Origin of the sequence: Rhodococcus sp. SORGH_AS_0303, assembly GCF_030819335.1 — a bacterium.
Taxonomy (GTDB): domain Bacteria; phylum Actinomycetota; class Actinomycetes; order Mycobacteriales; family Mycobacteriaceae; genus Rhodococcoides.
Map to the genome: position 1 here is coordinate 634,097 of NZ_JAUTBO010000001.1, position 17,133 is coordinate 651,229.

The window sequence follows — 17,133 nt, forward strand, 5'->3', positions numbered from 1 at the left end:
CGACAGGAGTGAGATGGACAGCGCTGCAGCGCGAAGTCACGGGCGAGCCGACGGGGCCGACGAGCCGAGTGACGGACTCTCCCGCCGGGAACACGACATTCTCTCGTTCGAGCGCCAATGGTGGAAGTACGCCGGTGCGAAGGAAGAAGCGATCAAGGAACTGTTCGACATGTCGGCGACCCGCTACTACCAGGTGCTCAACGCCCTGGTGGACAAGCCGGAGGCGCTGGCCGCGGACCCGATGCTCGTGAAGCGCCTGCGTCGTCTGCGCGCGAGCCGGCAGAAGGCACGCGCTGCGCGTCGACTCGGCTTCGAGATCTGACGGGTGTCGTCCCGCGCCGCCCCGGGTCACCCGGTTCGGCCGAGTCGCTAGGCTCGCAGCGTGACTGATCAGACCCCCGCGAGCACTCCGACCCCGGACTCGTCCGGCCCACCGTTGCGAGCGCTGGCCATGGTTCTGCTGTCGCTGGCCGTCGTCTTCGCAGGTCTCGGCTTCTTCTCCCTCACGGGCTCGGACGAGGACACGCCCACCTCCACCGCAGCGGCCGTGACCACCACCGCCGCTGCGGCAGCACCCGCCGCGCCGCAGTCCGACGCGAGCGCCGGGTCGGCCGCCACGACGACGACCAGTGCGCCGTCCTCCACCACGGCCGCGGCACAGTCGTTACGCGTACTCAACAACAGCAATGTCAGCGGACTGGCCGCCGAGGTGGCGCAGACGCTCGAGTCGGCCGGTTTCACGGTCGGCGAGACCGGCAACTACAGCAGCGGCACCATCGCGGCCTCCACGGTCTACTACGACCCGTCGGTGTCCGGTCAGCAGGCCGAGGCCGAACGCATCGCGACCACACTGGGCTTCGGTGTCGAACCACGTTTCGAGGGCATCGAGTCCTCCACGCCCGGCATCATCGTCATCGTCACCGGGTGACTAGAGTTCAGGTCAGCACGTCCCCACACATCTAGGAGACCTTCACCATGGCCAGCTGGAAGCGCAGCCGAGTCGCACCTCGCACCCTCGTCGTGGCGCCTCTCGCCGCAGTAGCCCTGTTCGGCATGGTGGCCTGCAGCAACGGCGAGGAAGCCAGCGACGTCGCCGGCACGACCCCGCCCGTCTTCACCAGCTCCGCCGCGCCCGCGGGTTCCGAGCACGGCGAGGAGTCCCACAGCGCGGGCGGCGAGGGTTCCGAGGGCGGGGGCTCGGCGACCGAGGCCGCGATGACCGGCGACCTGCGCAGCCCCGAGGGCGAGACCATGGGCACGGTCTCCTTCGCCGAGGTCGACGGACACCTCGAGGTCACTGTCGAGGCAGAGGGTCTGACCCCCGGCTTCCACGGCCTGCACATGCATCAGAACCCCGTGTGCGAGCCCGATTCGGTCGCTCCCACCGGCGGCGAGCCCGGCGCATTCCTGTCCGCCGGCGGTCACCTGCAGGTGAACGGCAACACCGGTCACCCGGCCAGCGGCGACCTGACCTCGCTGCAGGTGCGTGAGGACGGCACCGCCGACCTCACGACGACGACCGACTCGGTCACGCTCGACGACCTGCGCGGCGGCGTGGCCGTCATCGTCCACTCGGGCGCCGACAACTTCGCCAACATCCCGACGCGCTACACGCTGCCCGACGGCCAGCCCGTTCCCGACGCGACGACCCTCAGCACGGGCGACGCCGGCAGCCGCGTCGCCTGCGCGGTCGTCGAGTCCGAGTAGACGGGCACGTCCCCCTGAAGAACGAGTCGAGAGCGACCACGGTGCCGTTCGCCGGGTCGGAGCGTCCGACCATCGGCGTCGAGTGGGAGATCGCGCTCGTCGACCGCGTGTCGCGGGATCTGTCGAACACCGCGTCCGAGGTGATGGACGGCGTCGTGGAACTAGCGGGAGCGCACACGCCGCGCGTGACGAAGGAACTCCTGCGCAACACGGTCGAGTTGGTGACCGACATCTGCGACACCGTCGGTGAAGCGATCGACGATCTGAGCGAGTCGCTGGATCTTGTGCGCCGCGCCGCGGATCCGTTGGGAGTCGACCTGTTCTGCGCCGGGACACACCCGTTCGCCGAGTGGTCGTCGCAACAGCTCACCGCGGCCCCGCACTACGACGAGCTGATCGAGCGCACGCAGTGGTGGGGTCGGCAGATGCTGATCTGGGGCGTCCACGTCCACGTCGGACTCCGCTCCGCCGACCGGGTCTTCCCGATTCTCAATTCGATCCTGCTGCAGTACCCGCACCTGCTCGCGCTGTCCGCGTCGTCCCCGATGTGGGCCGGGTCGGACACCGGCTACGCCAGCAACCGCGCGCTCATGTTCCAGCAGCTCCCCACCGCGGGACTGCCGTTCCAGTTCGAGACCTGGTCGCAGTTCGAGGGTTTCGTGCACGACCAGATGAAGACCGGCGTCATCTCGCAGCTCGGCGGCATGCACTGGGACATCCGTCCCGTGCCGCGGCTCGGCACCATCGAGATCAGAGTGTGCGACGGGGTGTCCACCAAGCGTGAGCTCGGTGCCCTGGTCGCTCTGATCCACTGCCTCGTGGTGTATCTCGACGAGCGGCTCGATGCCGGCGAGCCGTTGCTCACCATCCCGCCGTGGCACGTGCAGGAGAACAAGTGGCGCGCGGCGCGATACGGCCTGGACGCCGAGATCGTGCTCGACGCCGACAGCAACGAGCGGCTCATGACCGACGACCTGTTCGACCTGCTGGAGAAGCTCACCCCGATCGCCGTACGGCTGGGGTGCGCGGACGAGCTGGGCCGCGTCGCGGACATCCCGCGCCAGGGTGCGTCGTATCAGCGTCAGCGTGCCGTGGCGGAGAGGTCGGGGGGCGACCTCATCGCCGTCGTCGACTCGCTCATCTCCGAACTCCGCTGACCAGAACGTCGCTGATCAGGCTCGGTCGTTGCGCTCGTCCGCGCGCAGCTCGTCGACCATGAAGAGGTCGTCACGGCTGCTCTGCTCGCGATAGGCGACCTGGCCCACGGTGTGCGCGATGATCGGCGCCGTGAGCACCGTGAAGACGCCGACGAGGAAGATCATCCAGATGTCGACGTTGCCGCGCAGGCTGATGAACGCGCCGATGAGAATCAGGATCAACCCCACCACCTGAGGCTTGGTGGCGGCGTGCATGCGGGACAACGTGTCCGGGAAGCGGACGACTCCGATGGCCGCCGTGAGCGCGAGGATCGATCCCAGGATGATCATCGTGCCGCTGATGATGTCGAGGACGAGTGTCATGACTTCCCCTGCCGTCGGTCGCCGGACTCGTCTCCGCGGGGTGGGTGCGGGGTCCGCGCCGTGGCGGCGGCCGCGGCGCGCCGGGTCTCGGGTGTGTCGGCGACGCGGAACCGCGCCACGCTCACCGACCCGACGAAGCCCACCACTGACAGCGCGACGATGGACGGCACCAGCGTGGTGTCGCGGGAGTACACCGCCCACACCATCACCCCGCAGACCGTGAGCGCGATGAGCGTGTCGACGGCGACGAGGCGGTCGAGCGAGTTGGGGCCGGCGAGAAGGCGATACGCGGTGATGACGGCGGCGGACAGCAGCATCACGCCGGAGACGATCAGGACGACGGTCACGACCGGTCCTCCTTCCGGTCCGACCTGCGGGCGGACGAACTCTCGTCGCCGGACTTGTCGGAGTAGTCGGTGCTGATGTCGTCGACGGTGTCGGCCACGCTGTCCACGTCGGCGTCCGCCATCGATTCGATCTCGGTGGCCGGGTGCCATTCCGGGTCGCGCTCGAACGCGGAGATGAAGGCCGTCTCGTAGGCACGCACGATGGTGCGGAACTGGTCCACCGCATCGGGTTTCGCGACGTCCAGGACGTGGATGTACAGCACCCGATCCTCGCGGTCGATGTCGAGCACCATGGTGCCGGGCACCATGTTCAGCGCGTCCACCATGAACGTCAGCACCAGGTCGGACTTGATCTGCACCGGGTAGCGCAGCACCGCGTTGACGGGTGACGGTCCGGGACGGATCGCGGCCCAGGCGACCTGGACGCTGGACACCGCCGCGTACCAGACGAGCACGCCGATCAGTCGCACCACCGACAGGGGGTGCACCCGGCCCTCGACAGGAACGCGCGGGAGCGCGAGCACGGTCATCACGAACGTGCCGACCGCGAGGCCGCCCAGGATGTTGGCCGCAGAGACGTTGCCCCACAACAGCACCCACACGCCGGTGAGCCATGCGAGCAATGCGGCCTTGAGGGCGACGTCGCGACTCATGAGGGTCATCGTCCTCCCTCCGCCGGTGCGTCGCGTCCGTCCGCGTAGGTGACGGGATCGTCGACGGTGCCCAGCACGGCCGAGATGTAGACGTTGCGGTCACGCAGGTCGTCCGCGGCGCGGTCGCTGATCCCGATGAACGGTCCGGCGAACACGGTCAGCGACAGTCCGACGAGCACCAGTCCCACTGTGGGGACGAGCATCCCGACCGGCATCCGGCCCGGATCGACGCGGCTGTCGAAGTCGACGTCGTTGGCGTTGTCGAGCAGCGCGGTGGGGGAGTCGTCCGACATATCGCCGTCCGGGGCGTCGGCGCGGGCGCGCCAGAACGCCTTCGTCCACACACGGGCGACGACGTAGAGCGTGAGCAGGCTGGTGATCGTGCCGCCCGCGACGAGGACCCAGGCCAGCACGCTCGCCTTGTCCGCACCGGCCTGCAGCAGCGCCACCTTGCCGATGAAGCCGGAGAACGGGGGGATGCCGCCGAGGTTGAGCGCGGGAACGAGGAACAGGATGGCCAGGAGCGGGCTGGCCGCGGCGAGACCACCGAGCCGGCGCAGCGACGACGACCCGGCCTGGCGCTCGATGAGACCGACCACGAGGAACAGCGTGGTCTGCACCAGGATGTGGTGGGCCACGTAGTACACGGACCCGGAGAGACCGGCCTTCGTCGACAGCGCGACACCGAAGATCATGTAGCCGATGTGCGAGACCAGCGTGAACGAGAGCAGACGCTTGATCTCGCTCTGGGCGATGGCACCGAAGATGCCGATGACCATCGTGAGCAGACCGGCGACCAGCAGCACGTTGTCCATGGCGCCGTCCGGGAAGAGCAGCGTGTGGGTCCGGATGATCGCGTACACACCCACTTTGGTGAGCAGGCCCGCGAACACGGCGGTGACCGGCGCGGGCGCCGTCGGGTAGGAGTCGGGGAGCCAGGCCGACAGCGGGAAGACCGCGGCCTTGATGCCGAACGCGACGAGCAGGATCGAGAAGATCGCGAGCCGCGTGCCCTGCGGGATGTCGTCGAAACGCAGCGCGAGCTGGGCGAAGTTCAGAGTGCCCGTGGCCGCGTACGTGGCGGCGATGCCCGCCAGGAAGATCATCGACGAGACGACGGAGACCATGACGTACGAGACGCCGGCACGCACCCGTTCGGCGCTGGCACCGAGCGTCAGCAACACGAACGACGCGACGAGCAGGACCTCGAACCCCACGTACAGGTTGAACAGGTCACCGGCGAGGAACGCGTTGCACACACCCGCCGTGAGCGCCAGGTACGTCGGTAGAAAGATCGACACCGGCTGATTGGCGTCACCGTCGCGGATGCCCTGCCCGACGGCGTAGACGATGACGGCCAGCAGCACGATCGACGAGACCACCAGCATCAGAGCGGACAGGCGGTCGACCACCAGGGTGATGCCCATCGGCGCCTCCCACCCGCCGACCTGCAGCGCGGTGGTGCCGTCCCGGTCCGCCAGGTAGAGCAGGACGCACGAGACGGCGGTCACGGCGACGAGCGCGACGATGGTGACCGCCCGCTGCGCGCGTGGCTTCCGACCGAGCACGAGGCACAGGGCGGCCGCGAGCAGCGGGATGAGGACCGGGAGCGGGGTGAGGGTTCCGATGATGGTCGGCGACAGCGTCATCGGGAGTCACCCGCCGGCGTGGAGACGTCGTCCCGGTCACGGAACTTGCCCTCGTGGAGATCCTCGTAGCACTCGAGGTCCTCGCGGTTGGCGATCTGGTCGAGAGGAATCGGGTTTCCGTCCTTGTCGAAGGCGTCTCCGGCCTCGCCGGGCTCGCCGGTGATCGGATCGTCGGACTTGTCGCGGTCCGGAGCGTCCGCGAGGCTGCGACGCGTGAGCACCTTGGTGTCCTCGGGGTCGTTCTCGACGACGTCCGCGATGTTGATCGTGTACGACCGGTACGCCAGGGCCAGCACGAAGGCGGCGATGCCCATCGTGATGACGATGGCCGTGAGGATCAGGGCCTGCGCCAACGGATCCGCGTCACCGTCGGCGACCTCGGACACGCGTCCGACCACGGGTGGATTGCCCGACCCACCGCCGGAGGTGAGGATCAGCAGGTTCAGCCCGTTGCCCATCAGCAGCACGCCGAGCAGCATCCGGATGATGCTGCGTTCGATCAGCAGATAGACCCCGGCCGCGATCAGCGCGGCGACGACCACGAGCATTCCGATGTTCGCGGTCACTGGCGGCTCATTTCGATCTGCGCGTCGAGGCGCGCTCCGAGGCTTCGAAGGACGTCGAGAACCAGTCCGACGACGATGAGATAGACACCCAGGTCGAAGAACAGGGCGGTCACCATCTTGATGTCGCCGAGGATCGGGAGCGTCACCTCGAAGGTGGCGGACGACAGCACCGGTGCTCCGAGGAACAACGAGGCGAGGGCCGTACCGCCGGCGAACAGGAGGCCGATGCCGAGAATCTTCCCGGCGTCGAACGGCACCGTCTCGCCGAGCTCGTAGCGGCCACCGGCGAGGTAGCGCAGCACGAGGGCGAGGCCGGCGGTGAGTCCACCCGCGAAGCCGCCGCCGGGCGCGTTGTGGCCGGCGAAGAAGAAGTAGATGGACAGCATCATGACCGTCGGGAACACCAGGCGAGTGGTGATCTCGAGGACCAGGACGCGGTGCTTGGGGTCGATGAGATCGCTGCCGCTGAGCCACGTGATCTCGGACGCGACCTGCTGGCCGTCCATCGCCGACGGGGCGTCGGACACGCGCGGCGCACTGCCGAAGCGACGATTGCGGAACACCAGGCTGGCGACGCCGGTGGCCGCGACGAGCAGCACCGAGATCTCGCCGAGGGTGTCCCAGGCGCGGATGTCGACCAGGATCACGTTGACCACGTTGCTGCCGTCACCGAAGTTGTACGCGGCGTCCGGGAGCAACTCCGCGATGGGGCGGGTGCTACGTGCGTTCATCGCGAACGCTCCCACCAGCGTGACCGTGATGCCGACGAGCACGGCCAGGGCAGCGCGTGCCGGCTTGCGGCCGAACGCGCGCCCCTCGTCGATCTCCGCCGGCAGCTTGCGCAACACGAGAACGAACACGACCAACGTGAGCGTCTCGACGAGGAACTGGGTCAGCGCGAGGTCAGGCGCACCGTGCACCGCGAACAGCACACCGCAGCCGTAGCCGGTCACACCGACGAGCAGCACCGCTGCCAGACGGTTCCTCATCACCACGGCGCCGATCGCGGCCGCGACCATGATGGCGCCCACGACGAGCTGGATCGGGGAGTCGGCGAGACGACTCTCGACGCCGGTACGGGTGTAGACGATCAGCGACACGAGCGGGAACAGAGCGAGGGTGGCGAGGATGGTCGCCTGCGTGCCGGGAAGCGAACCGCGCTGGGTGGTTCCGGTGAGGCGCAGCGACAGCAGGTCCATCAGGTAGAGGACGCGGTCGTACACCCGGTCGGCGTTCAGCGGCACGGCCGGGACCGTTCGCGCGATCGCCTTGTGCACCCGGTAGAGCAGGACGCCGACGAGGATGACGACGACGGTCAGACCCAGCGGGAGGTTGACGCCGTGCCACAGCGCGAGGTGGTAGTCCTCCGCGCCGTAGGACGGCAGGGTCTTGCTGTACGGCGCGATCAGGGTGTCGACGACCGGCGCGGCGAGGCCGGCCACCAGTCCGAGGACGGCGAGCAGCACGGGCGGGAAGAGGAAGAACCATCCCGGTGCGTGCATCGAGGCGACGGCGGCGCTGGGCTGCCGCAGCTTCTTGCGACCGAAGGCGCCCCACACGAAGCGCAGGCTGTAGGCGACGGTCAGGATCGAGCCGACGACCATCGCGGCCAGCACCAGCACAGACGAGAGCGGACCCATCGCGTCCGAGTCGAGCGTCGACTCGAACGCGGTCTCCTTGCCGATGAAACCGAGGAACGGCGGAAGGCCCGCCATGCTCGCCGCTGCGATCACGGCCGTCGCGGCGAGAACGGGTGACCGGTCCCCGAGATGCGCGAGCTTGCGCACGTCTCGGGTGCCGGTCGAGTGGTCGATGATGCCCACCACCATGAACAGCGCGGCCTTGAAGAAGCCGTGGGCGAGGACCATCGCGAGGCCTGCGAGCATCGCCGTGCGCGAACCGATGCCGACGATGGCGACGAGGAAGCCGAGCTGGCTCACCGTGCCGAAGGCGAGCACGAGCTTGAGGTCGTACGCACGCAGTGCGCGGTAGCCGCCGACGAGCATCGACGCAAGACCGAGTGTGAGGATGGTGAAGCGCCAGGGCCCGGCGTCGGCGAAGCCCGGTGCGAGACGCGCCACCAGGTAGATGCCGGCCTTGACCATCGCCGCGGCGTGCAGGTACCCGCTGACGGGTGTCGGCGCGGCCATGGCGCCGGGCAACCAGAAGTGCAGAGGAACGATGGCCGACTTGCTCAGCGCACCGACCAGGACCAGGACCAGGGCGGTGCCCGCCAACCAGCCGCGCGGAGCCGCCTCGATGACGTCGGAGAGGTTGTAGCTGCCCACCATCTGGCCCAGCACGATGATGCCGACCAGCATGGCGAGACCGCCGGCCGTGGTGACCAGCAGAGCCTGCGTCGCGGCACGTCGACTAGAGGCGCGCTCGGCGTAGTGCCCGACCAACAGGAACGACAGCACCGTCGTCAGTTCCCAGAAGATGTAGAGCATCAGCATGTTGTCGCTGGTGACCAGCGCGAACATGACTCCGGCGAACGCGACGAGCTCCGCGGCGAAGATGCCCAGACGGGGCTCGTCGTCCTCGAAGTAGCGAGCGCAGTAGAGCAGGATCAGTGCGCCGATGCCGAGCACCAGCGTGGACATGGCCGCGGCCAGGGAATCGAAGCGCAGATCGATGTTCATGGAGAGTCCGGGGACCCACTCGATGGACAGCCGCTGCTCGGTGTTCCAGTTCGCGGCCACCCACACGAGCGAGGCGGCCGGCACCGCGGCGAGCGGAAGAAAAGCCTGTCGTCCCCACAGACGCACGAGAAGCGGCGCGATCAGCGCGGCCACCGTGTGGGCAACGAGAATGGAAAGCAAGAGGCACTCCGTCGTGGACGTCGGGGCGGCGGGGTGTCGGACGCACGAGACGTCGTCCACTCCATACTACCGGTGCGGGTCCACGCCCTCGCGGTCAGCGATACCCACCCCCGGTACGGGTATGGTCACCGGGCGATACCGAACCACTGCGCACCGCCGCCCTCGCCCTCGTCCGTGACGGCCGGATGCTGCAGGCCCGGTCGGTCGGCAAGCGTGCGTTCTACATGGTCGGCGGCAAGATCGATCCCGGTGAGACACCACTCCAGGCGCTGCACCGCGAGGTGCGGGAGGAACTGGGCGTCGACGTCGTCGAGTCGTCGGTGCACCTGCTGTGCGTGGTCGAGTGCCCGGCGTTCGGCGACCCCCTCGGCCGTGATCTGCACATGACGTGCTTCTCCGCCGACCTCACCGGCGAACCTCGGGCCACCAGCGAGATCGCTGATCTGCGGTGGTTCACCGTCGCCGAGTACGCCGCCATGCCGGACGTCGCGCCGGGATCGATGCGTGTCTTCCGGCACCTCCAGGCGCAGGGCCTGGTGATCTGAGGAACCCGTGCTCACGCATGGGGTGCAGGGGGCTCGGCGTCCGGCTCGAGGGCATCTGTGCGCCGGGACAGCCACACGATGCGCAGCGTGCAGAGCGCGGCCACCCCGAGCAGGAGGTAGGCGGAGGTGAGGTCGGTGGAGGTGTACTCGGCCATGACAGTGTCGAGGTCGCCGATCACCGACGGGCTCCCCGTGTACGCGTCGCCGGTGGGCTGGTCGGACCCGATCGACAGCTGATTCAGCCACTCGGGGTCGAGTGTCTGCGCCGGTACCGGCGCCGCCGCAGCGACGAGGATCGCGAGCCCGGGCAGCGCCGCCGCCAACGGCCGCACCGTCGCGTGCGGATCCGCGGTGACGGCGGTCAGGGCGATCGGAACGAGCGCGGCCACCACCCCGAGTGCTGCCGCGGACACCTCGTCGACGCTCACGAGGGCAGCGCCCATCGGCAGCGCGGTGAGTGCCAGGGCCGCGAGCCAGGACGTGATGCGTCCGAGCGGGAGCCACCAGGCCAGGACGGCGCCGAGGACCAGTCCGCCCACGCCGACCACGGTGAGCAGCCGGGAGTCGAGCAGGGTGCGGGCGCCCACGTTCCACATCGCGACGGCAGCGGCAGTGACGAGGATCGCGACCAGCACCGTTCGTGCATCGGCCGACTCCCACCGTGCGGCGACGCGGTCCACGACGACGAGTGCCACGATCAGCACGACGATCGCCTTCCACAGTGCGTACTCGCCGGTGCCGACGATCTCGACACCCACGCGGCAGACGACGGCGACGATCACCGCGTAGACGGTGAGCCGCACCAATTCGCGGGCGGTCGGGTCGTCGTCGGGATCAGCGGCCGGTCGATGCAGAACGGCGGCGACGATGCACGCCGCGAACGCGGAGCCGATCAACCACCAGGCCGGTTCGCCGAACACGCTGGTGCTGTCGAGACGCGTCGCCACGAAGGCGGCGGACGCGGCGGTCGTTCCGACGGAGGCGAGCAGCGTTCCGCCGAGCACGCCGGTCGCGAGGGCCACCCATCCGGCGGCGGATCGCCGGGTGGCGTGCAGGACGAGGCCGACCAGGACGCCGGCCACGCACGACTTGAGAATGTGCAGTGCGGTGAAGACGGCCAGGCTCGCCGCTTCGGGAATCGCCACCTTGGTGAAGGCGAGCACCACGACCAGCAGGGCCGCACACACCCAGGGGGCGATGCGTGTCGGCATCCGCAGTCCGACGGCCAGCGCGACGGTGACCACCACCAGCACCTGCCCGACCACGGTGGCGGTGGACTGGGTGGACGACCACCCGATCAGATCGTCGACGGTGGCCGCGAACGGCCACGTGTCGCTGCGGGGGCCGGACCACGCGAGAGCGCCGAGAGCTCCGACGAGCGCGGCTGCGAGGAGGGAGGCGGCGAGGGCGATGTGGTGTCTCACCCGCGGCGCCGTCGGATCAGTTCGGCGCCGACGGCGCACAGAGCGAGGCAGGTCACCGTCACCAGTGTCCCTGCCGTGGGCTCGGTGAGGGTGACGGACCCCGACTGCAGGGTGAGGGGCGTGTACGCCGTCCAGCCGAAGTCCGCCGAGATCGGGGACGAGGGCATGGTCGTCAGAGCGAGGGGGACGAGCAGGCCGGCGCCGACGACAGCGGCGGGTGACGGCACCTCGACGGACGCGGCGCCGGCCCCGACGACGGCGCCGGTCGCGAGCGCCGCCGCGATGACGGCCACTCCGGTGAAGGACGTCCCGAGGTGGATCGCCGCCACCACGGCCGCGCAGCACAGGATGGCCAGCGGTGTGCCCACCGCGGGTCGTGCACGGGCGCCTGCCGCGGCGCCCACGGGGCAGACGAGTGCGACCCCGACGACGAGGAGAAGGGGGAGGGCCGTGGTGCCCGCCGTCGTGAGGACGACGACAGAGGCCCGCCGCGTCGACAACCACAGCACGGTGCCCGCGACGACGAGGACGCCGCCGCTCGGCAGTGCCAGAGCGACACCGACGAGCACCAGCGTGACGACGATCGTCGACACCGACCACGCGGCCGTCGTGGTCACCGCGCCCAGCCCGGCTGCTCCGGCGGCGGCCGTCAGGTTCGTGACCAGCACCGGGACGAGTCCGACGAGGGCGACGATCACTGCCGTCAGGGCGGTGCGAGTCGAGGAACTCCGGGACGAGCGCTGCGTCCTCGACTGCAGACCGATCGCGAGCACTGTCACCACCATCGCGGCGACGAGTGCGATGGTGCGGGACGTCGTCGTGTCGGTGTCGACGTGGGAGGCGTAGCGCCGCGGTATCGCGACGACGGTGATGCTCAGGACCAGAGAGACGGTCGACGCGACTCCGAACGCGGCGACCCACAGGCGTCGGACCGAGGCGAGGACCGCGAGCACGCCGAGGACGACGCCACTGCCGAGCGCCCCCAGCAGGGACAGGGCGGCCGAGGATCCGAGAGTGCCCAGAACCAGCGCTGCGCCGCCGACGGCAGCGAGGACCGCGGGTGCGGCTCTGCTCGATCGTCCCGTGAGCAGCGCGGCCACGGCCACGGCTGCCACCACCGCTGCGGGGCCGTTGCCGGTGTCGGCGACGAGATCGGGCGACGTCACGGCATGCACGGCGGTGCCCGCACCGACGACGAGGGCGATCGGCGTCGACACGGCGTCGAGACGTCCACCGGATGCGCTCACGCGGCGAACCTATCGGTCTTCATCCGGTTTCGGGAATCGACAGCGGCCCCCCTCGGTTGCCCCGAGCATGACACTCGCAACGAAGGCCACGACCCTCCTCGAACTGCACGTCCCCGGAAACCCGGTGATCCTTCCGACCGTCTGGGACGCCTGGTCGGCGAACCTCGCGGTGAGCGCGGGTTTCACTGCCCTGACCGTCGGCTCGCACCCGGTGTCCGACTCGATCGGCAAGCCGGACAACGAGGGCATCACCTTCGACGAGTTGCTCACTCGCATCCGCCAGATCACTGCCGCCGTCGACGTGCCGATCTCCGTCGACATCGAGTCGGGCTACGGCGAGGACCCGAAGCGTCTCATCGAGGGGCTGATCGACTCCGGTGCGGTGGGCCTGAACATCGAGGACACCGTGCACAGCGAGGGCGGCCGTCTGCGTGAGGCGCAGGAGCACGCCGACTTCGTCGGTGCACTGCGCGCAGCCTCGGATGCCACCGACGTCCACGTGGTGATCAATGCCCGTACCGACCTCTTCGTCAAGCAGATCGGTGACGAGAACGATCGCGTGGATCGCGCCATCGCCCGCCTGAAGCTGGCGGCCGCTGCCGGTGCCGACGTGCTCTACCCGGTCGGCTTCCACAGCGACGACGATCAGAAGCGACTCACCGCGGAGCTCCCGTTGCCGGTCAACGCCATCGGCCACCCGGTGAAGAACTCGAAGTCCGCCCTCGCGCAGCTGGGTGTCGGCCGTGTCAGCTTCGGCCCGATCTTCCAGATGGTGCTCGCCGAGCGCGCGAACGAGGTGCTCGCCGACTGGGCGTGACCTAATCCCTCGTGCTGTAGGCCTCGAGAGCGGCCACCTGCACCGGATCGAGTGACGGCCGGACGGCGTCGCGCGCAGTCGCGACGTCGTCCGCTGTCACGACGGCGGTGTCGACGTCGCGGCGCATCGCGGCGAGAGCCGCCTCGCGCAGCAGTGCCGCACAGTCCGCGGCGGAGTACCCGTCGAGATCCTCGGCCAGAGAGTCGAGATCGACGTCGTCCGCCAGCGGCACCGAGGCTCCGGCCGTCGCGAGGATCGCGCGACGCGCCTCGGCGTCGGGCGGCGGTACGAACACCAATTTCTCCAGTCGTCCGGGCCTCAGCAGTGCCGGGTCGATGAGCTCGGGCCTGTTGGTCGCGCCGAGGATCACGACGTCCTGCAGCGGCTCTTCGCCGTCCATCTCCGTGAGCAACGCGGCCACCACGCGATCTCCGACGCCGGAATCGCTGCTCTGCCCGCGGCGCGGTGCCAGGGCGTCGACCTCGTCGAGAAAGATGAGCGACGGTGCCGAGTCCCGTGCTCGCCGGAACAGTTCGCGGACGGCCTTCTCTGACGAGCCGACCCACTTGTCCATCAACTCCGCGCCTTTGACGGCGTGCACGCTGAGTTGCCCCGAACTGGCGAGTGCCCGGACGACGAACGTCTTGCCGCACCCCGGCGGGCCGTAGAGCAACACGCCCCGCGGCGGCTCGACACCGAGCCGCGCGAAGGAGTCGGGATGGCGTAGCGGCCACAACACCGCTTCGGTCAGCGCCCGCTTCGTCTCCACCATGTCGCCGACGTCGTCGAGGGTCAGGCTGCCGACCGCGAGTTCCTCGGTGCCCGACCGGGAGAGTGGCCGTATGACCGACAAGGCCCCGACCAGATCGTCCTGTGTGAGAACGGGCTCGGCCGAGTCCCGGTGGGCACGCACCGCGGCCCGGACGGCTGCCTCCCGGCACAGGGCTGCGAGGTCCGCGACGACGAATCCGGGTGTGCGCAGGGCGATCTCGGCAGGGGTGATCTTCCGGGTCGGAACATCACGTAGCAGCGCCTCGAGCAACGCGGCGCGCTCGACCGACCCCGGAAGCGGGAGTGCGAGCTCGCGATCGCACAGATCAGGTCCGCGCAGACGCGGATCAGCGGCGTCCGGCCGTGACGTCGTGCAGATCAGGACGGTTCCCGGTGTCTGCACCACCTGTCGCAGGCGATCGAGGACGAGAGTCGACACCGGATCCGCCGCAGAGCCCCGTCCGTCGGCGGACAGGGGGAGCAGCGCATCCACGTTACCGACGAGAAGCACTGCACCGGTGGGACTGTCGGTCAGTCGATCGGCCGCGGCGACCACTGCGGCCAACCGGTCCTCGGGGGCGAGCGACCCGACCGACGGACCGTCGATCTCCACCAGCCTGCGACCGGCGGCGACGGCGCGGACGAAGGTGGACTTGCCCACGCCGCCCGGCCCGGTGACCAGGACGCCGAGCTGGGCCGACGCGCCGAGAGTGCGGAGCAGCTCGGGGCGATCGAGCGAGAGTTCGAGCCACTCCGTCAGTTTCGCCGCCTGGTCGCGTACACCGACCAGGTCGTCCACCGGAATCACGGGCTGGGGCGGAGCCTCGACGGGGCGGGGTGTCGCGCGGTCGTTCGACTGTCCGCGGGCAGCGGCGCCGCGCGTCACGGCCGTCGTGGGCTGGATGCTGACGATGCCGGCCGGGTCGGTCGACGTGACGGTGAGCAGTTCGGTGGTCCACGCGACACCGACCGTGCGCGAGAGCGTCTGCGAGACCGACGCGGTGGAGGTGCCCGGCCCCAGGTCGCGGGGCAGGAGCGACACGGCGTCGCCCGCGACGACCACCTTTCCCAGCAGTGCTCGGCGCAGCGTCGCGTCGTCGAGCGCGGTGGTCGTCGCGGATCCGTGCACCAGGACGGTGCGTGCCGCCTGCACCGAGACGGGAGCGACGACGACCGACGCGTTCTCCGTCAGTCCCGCGTTCGACATCGTCACGTCGTCGAGCAGCACGGTCCCCGTGGGCGTTCCGGCCGGTGCCTGTGCCACCACGGTGGCGGTACGCCTCGCGCCGATCAACTCGACGGCGTCCCACTCGCGCAGTCCGAGCGCGGTGAGCACCTCCGCGTGCACACGGACCACCCCGCGGCGGGCATCGGCGGCGGAGGTGGTGAGGCGAACGGTCAGGGCGAGATCGCGGGTGCTCACTCCCCGAGCCTATCGAGCCGACCGGCCCGGGCTCTCGCTCCAGCGTGTGCAGCCTGGCCCGTTTATGCTGCGCGCATGACCCGTGCCGCCCTCGTCTTCCACGAACGTGACCACGCCCTCGGCGTCCGGAACGTCGGCTCGATCGGCCCGGCTCTCCGCGATCGCGGATTCGAGACGACGACCTTCTCGTTCGAGGGTGACAGCCGCGACGCGGACCGGCCCACGGCCTCGTCGTTCGACCTGATCGTGCTGATGGGCTCACCCGACGCCGCCTACGACGATGCGCTCCCGTGGCTGGCGGAGGAGATCACCTGGCTCGGTGACGCTGTCGCGCAGCGCGTTCCGGTTCTCGGTGTGTGCTTCGGTGGTCAGCTGCTCGCGCGGGTGCTCGGCGGGACCGTCACGCGTGCGGCCGAGTCGGAGCACGGATTCGTGACCGTGCGGACGGAGTCCGACGAGCTGATCCCCCAGGGTCCGTGGATGCAGTTCCACGACGACACGTTCACGCTCCCGCCGGGCGCCGAGCCGCTCGCGACCACGGCGGCCGCACTGCAGGCCTTCGTCTCGGGACCGCACATCGGTCTGCAGTTCCACCCGGAGATCACGGTCGACGTGTTCGAGTCGTGGATCGAGGGGTGGGACGCACGGGGAGTGCGGGCGGAGGTGGAGGCGAGTGTGGACGTCCCCGCGATCCGCGCGGAGGTCGCGCGCCGGGAGCAGGCCTCCATCGAGGCCTGCTCCCGGTTGATCGACGCGGTCCTCGCTCGTGCGGGAGTGTCCCGCTAGATCTCGTCGCGGGGCGGGACGTCGGCTGCTCGGGCGCTCGGTGACCGGAGTCGGAGCCGAGCCGAACTCGCCGTGGCGCGGGCGGGACGCCGCCGCCGGGCGATACCGGTGCGTGCCGGGCGGTCCTTGCGCATCGCTCGTCGTACGGCCCGTCGCTCGGCGGGCTTGGCCTCCCACGTCTCGGGCCGCGCGGCTACCCATCGCTGCGACCGCACCGCGAACGGGATGTGGAGCAGATACAACACGATCAGGACCATGAGCAGCACGAACGGGAATGTGATCAGTGCCGCGCCCGCCAGGCCGACGAGGATCAGCAGCAACGTCGCCATTCTCGGCGGAACCGAGACGGTCTTGAACGCCATCGTCGGGATACGGCTGACGATGAGCAGGGCCGACAGCACCACCCAGGTGGCGACGACGTAGTACGAGGACCACCAGCCGTTGCCCCACTGCTCCTCCGCAGCGAGCGGGAGGAGTGTGACCAGGGCCCCCGCCGGAGCGGGGACACCCACGAAGTACTCGCCGGCGAACGCGGGCCGGGAGTCGTCGTCGAGAAGTGTGTTGAACCGGGCGAGGCGCAGCACGATGCTCACCGCGTAGATGAGGGCGATGACCCACCCGCCGCTGCTGCCCTCGAGGAGCGTCACGTACAGCACCAGGGCCGGCGCGACGCCGAAGGAGATGGCGTCGGCGAGCGAGTCGAGCTCGGCTCCCATCCGGCTGGTCGCGTCGAGCATGCGTGCGATGCGACCGTCGAGGGCGTCGAAGACGGCGGCTGCGCCGATCATGGCCAGCGACAACCCGAGTCGACCGTCGAGCGCGAACTTCACGGCGGACAGTCCTGCGCACATCGCCA

16 protein-coding genes and 1 pseudogene are annotated in these 17,133 nt (G+C 69.7%); 7 read left to right on the forward strand and 10 right to left on the reverse strand.

Going from position 1 to position 17,133, the window contains the following annotated elements; all coding sequences use genetic code 11:
* The first annotated feature begins 13 nt into the window (after window positions 1-13).
* The 4 genes from QE449_RS02975 (at window position 14) to QE449_RS02990 (ending at window position 2,864) form a co-directional block, all read left to right on the forward strand.
* The gene (locus QE449_RS02975) at window positions 14-322 is read left to right on the forward strand and encodes a DUF3263 domain-containing protein (protein ID WP_027506241.1); all 309 of its coding nucleotides are present in this window, start codon (window positions 14-16) and stop codon (window positions 320-322) included.
* Between the two features lie 129 nt (window positions 323-451).
* On the forward strand, window positions 452-928 hold the full coding sequence (locus QE449_RS02980) for a LytR C-terminal domain-containing protein (RefSeq protein WP_222632640.1): 477 nt from the start codon (window positions 452-454) through the stop codon (window positions 926-928).
* A gap of 47 nt (window positions 929-975) precedes the next feature.
* Window positions 976-1,707: a superoxide dismutase family protein gene (locus tag QE449_RS02985; RefSeq protein WP_027506243.1), complete on the forward strand. Its 732-nt coding sequence runs from the start codon at window positions 976-978 to the stop codon at window positions 1,705-1,707.
* A 41-nt stretch (window positions 1,708-1,748) separates the two neighbouring features.
* Complete coding sequence (locus QE449_RS02990) at window positions 1,749-2,864, forward strand: glutamate--cysteine ligase (protein ID WP_037186102.1); 1,116 nt, start codon at window positions 1,749-1,751, stop codon at window positions 2,862-2,864.
* Window positions 2,865-2,879: 15 nt separating this feature from the next.
* Here the strand turns inward: QE449_RS02990 and mnhG are convergent, their stop codons facing one another.
* The 6 genes and pseudogenes from mnhG to QE449_RS03020 form a co-directional block, all read right to left on the reverse strand.
* Window positions 2,880-3,227: a monovalent cation/H(+) antiporter subunit G gene (gene mnhG / locus QE449_RS02995; RefSeq protein ID WP_027506245.1), complete on the reverse strand. Its 348-nt coding sequence runs from the start codon at window positions 3,225-3,227 to the stop codon at window positions 2,880-2,882.
* Between the two features lie 95 nt (window positions 3,228-3,322).
* Window positions 3,323-3,574, reverse strand: a pseudogene (locus tag QE449_RS03000) (monovalent cation/H+ antiporter complex subunit F); the annotation flags it as partial.
* Entirely contained in the window at window positions 3,571-4,236 is a 666-nt protein-coding gene (locus QE449_RS03005) for a Na+/H+ antiporter subunit E (RefSeq protein ID WP_307108182.1), read from the reverse strand. The gene QE449_RS03005 and the pseudogene QE449_RS03000, both read right to left, overlap by 4 nt.
* Window positions 4,233-5,876, reverse strand: a complete 1,644-nt coding sequence (locus tag QE449_RS03010; RefSeq protein ID WP_307108183.1) for a Na+/H+ antiporter subunit D — start codon at window positions 5,874-5,876, stop codon at window positions 4,233-4,235. Before QE449_RS03010 ends, QE449_RS03005 begins: the two co-directional genes overlap by 4 nt.
* Complete coding sequence (locus tag QE449_RS03015) at window positions 5,873-6,442, reverse strand: Na(+)/H(+) antiporter subunit C (RefSeq protein WP_027506246.1); 570 nt, start codon at window positions 6,440-6,442, stop codon at window positions 5,873-5,875. The genes QE449_RS03010 and QE449_RS03015 overlap by 4 nt, the downstream gene beginning before the upstream one ends.
* A complete protein-coding gene (locus QE449_RS03020; protein WP_307108184.1) occupies window positions 6,439-9,264 on the reverse strand; it encodes a Na+/H+ antiporter subunit A in 2,826 nt (941 codons plus the stop codon). The genes QE449_RS03015 and QE449_RS03020 overlap by 4 nt, the downstream gene beginning before the upstream one ends.
* Window positions 9,265-9,410: 146 nt before the next feature.
* On the opposite strand from QE449_RS03020, the gene QE449_RS03025 reads away from it, so the two are divergent.
* Window positions 9,411-9,809, forward strand: coding sequence for an NUDIX domain-containing protein (locus QE449_RS03025; protein WP_307109665.1), 399 nt, complete (start codon window positions 9,411-9,413; stop codon window positions 9,807-9,809).
* 11 nt (window positions 9,810-9,820) lie between these two features.
* On the opposite strand, the gene QE449_RS03030 is transcribed toward QE449_RS03025, so the two are convergent.
* Both QE449_RS03030 and QE449_RS03035 read right to left on the reverse strand, forming a co-directional pair.
* The gene (locus QE449_RS03030; protein ID WP_307108185.1) at window positions 9,821-11,233 is read right to left on the reverse strand and encodes a hypothetical protein; all 1,413 of its coding nucleotides are present in this window, start codon (window positions 11,231-11,233) and stop codon (window positions 9,821-9,823) included.
* Complete coding sequence (locus QE449_RS03035; protein ID WP_307108186.1) at window positions 11,230-12,480, reverse strand: hypothetical protein; 1,251 nt, start codon at window positions 12,478-12,480, stop codon at window positions 11,230-11,232. The genes QE449_RS03030 and QE449_RS03035 overlap by 4 nt, the downstream gene beginning before the upstream one ends.
* Window positions 12,481-12,547: 67 nt before the next feature.
* Between QE449_RS03035 and QE449_RS03040 the strand changes: the two genes are divergently transcribed.
* Window positions 12,548-13,297, forward strand: coding sequence for an isocitrate lyase/phosphoenolpyruvate mutase family protein (locus QE449_RS03040; protein WP_307108187.1), 750 nt, complete (start codon window positions 12,548-12,550; stop codon window positions 13,295-13,297).
* 1 nt (window position 13,298) lies between these two features.
* Here the strand turns inward: QE449_RS03040 and QE449_RS03045 are convergent, their stop codons facing one another.
* A complete protein-coding gene (locus QE449_RS03045) occupies window positions 13,299-15,491 on the reverse strand; it encodes an AAA family ATPase (RefSeq protein WP_307108188.1) in 2,193 nt (730 codons plus the stop codon).
* A gap of 75 nt (window positions 15,492-15,566) precedes the next feature.
* Here QE449_RS03045 and QE449_RS03050 point away from each other — a divergent pair, with 75 nt between their 5' ends.
* On the forward strand, window positions 15,567-16,277 hold the full coding sequence (locus tag QE449_RS03050) for a type 1 glutamine amidotransferase (RefSeq protein WP_027506253.1): 711 nt from the start codon (window positions 15,567-15,569) through the stop codon (window positions 16,275-16,277).
* On the opposite strand, the gene QE449_RS03055 is transcribed toward QE449_RS03050, so the two are convergent.
* Window positions 16,274-17,128 carry a phosphatidylcholine/phosphatidylserine synthase gene (locus tag QE449_RS03055; protein WP_231476405.1) on the reverse strand — a complete coding sequence of 285 codons (855 nt, stop codon included), beginning with the start codon at window positions 17,126-17,128 and terminating at the stop codon, window positions 16,274-16,276. The two genes, QE449_RS03050 and QE449_RS03055, sit on opposite strands and share 4 nt — an antisense overlap.
* Window positions 17,129-17,133: the final 5 nt, after the last annotated feature.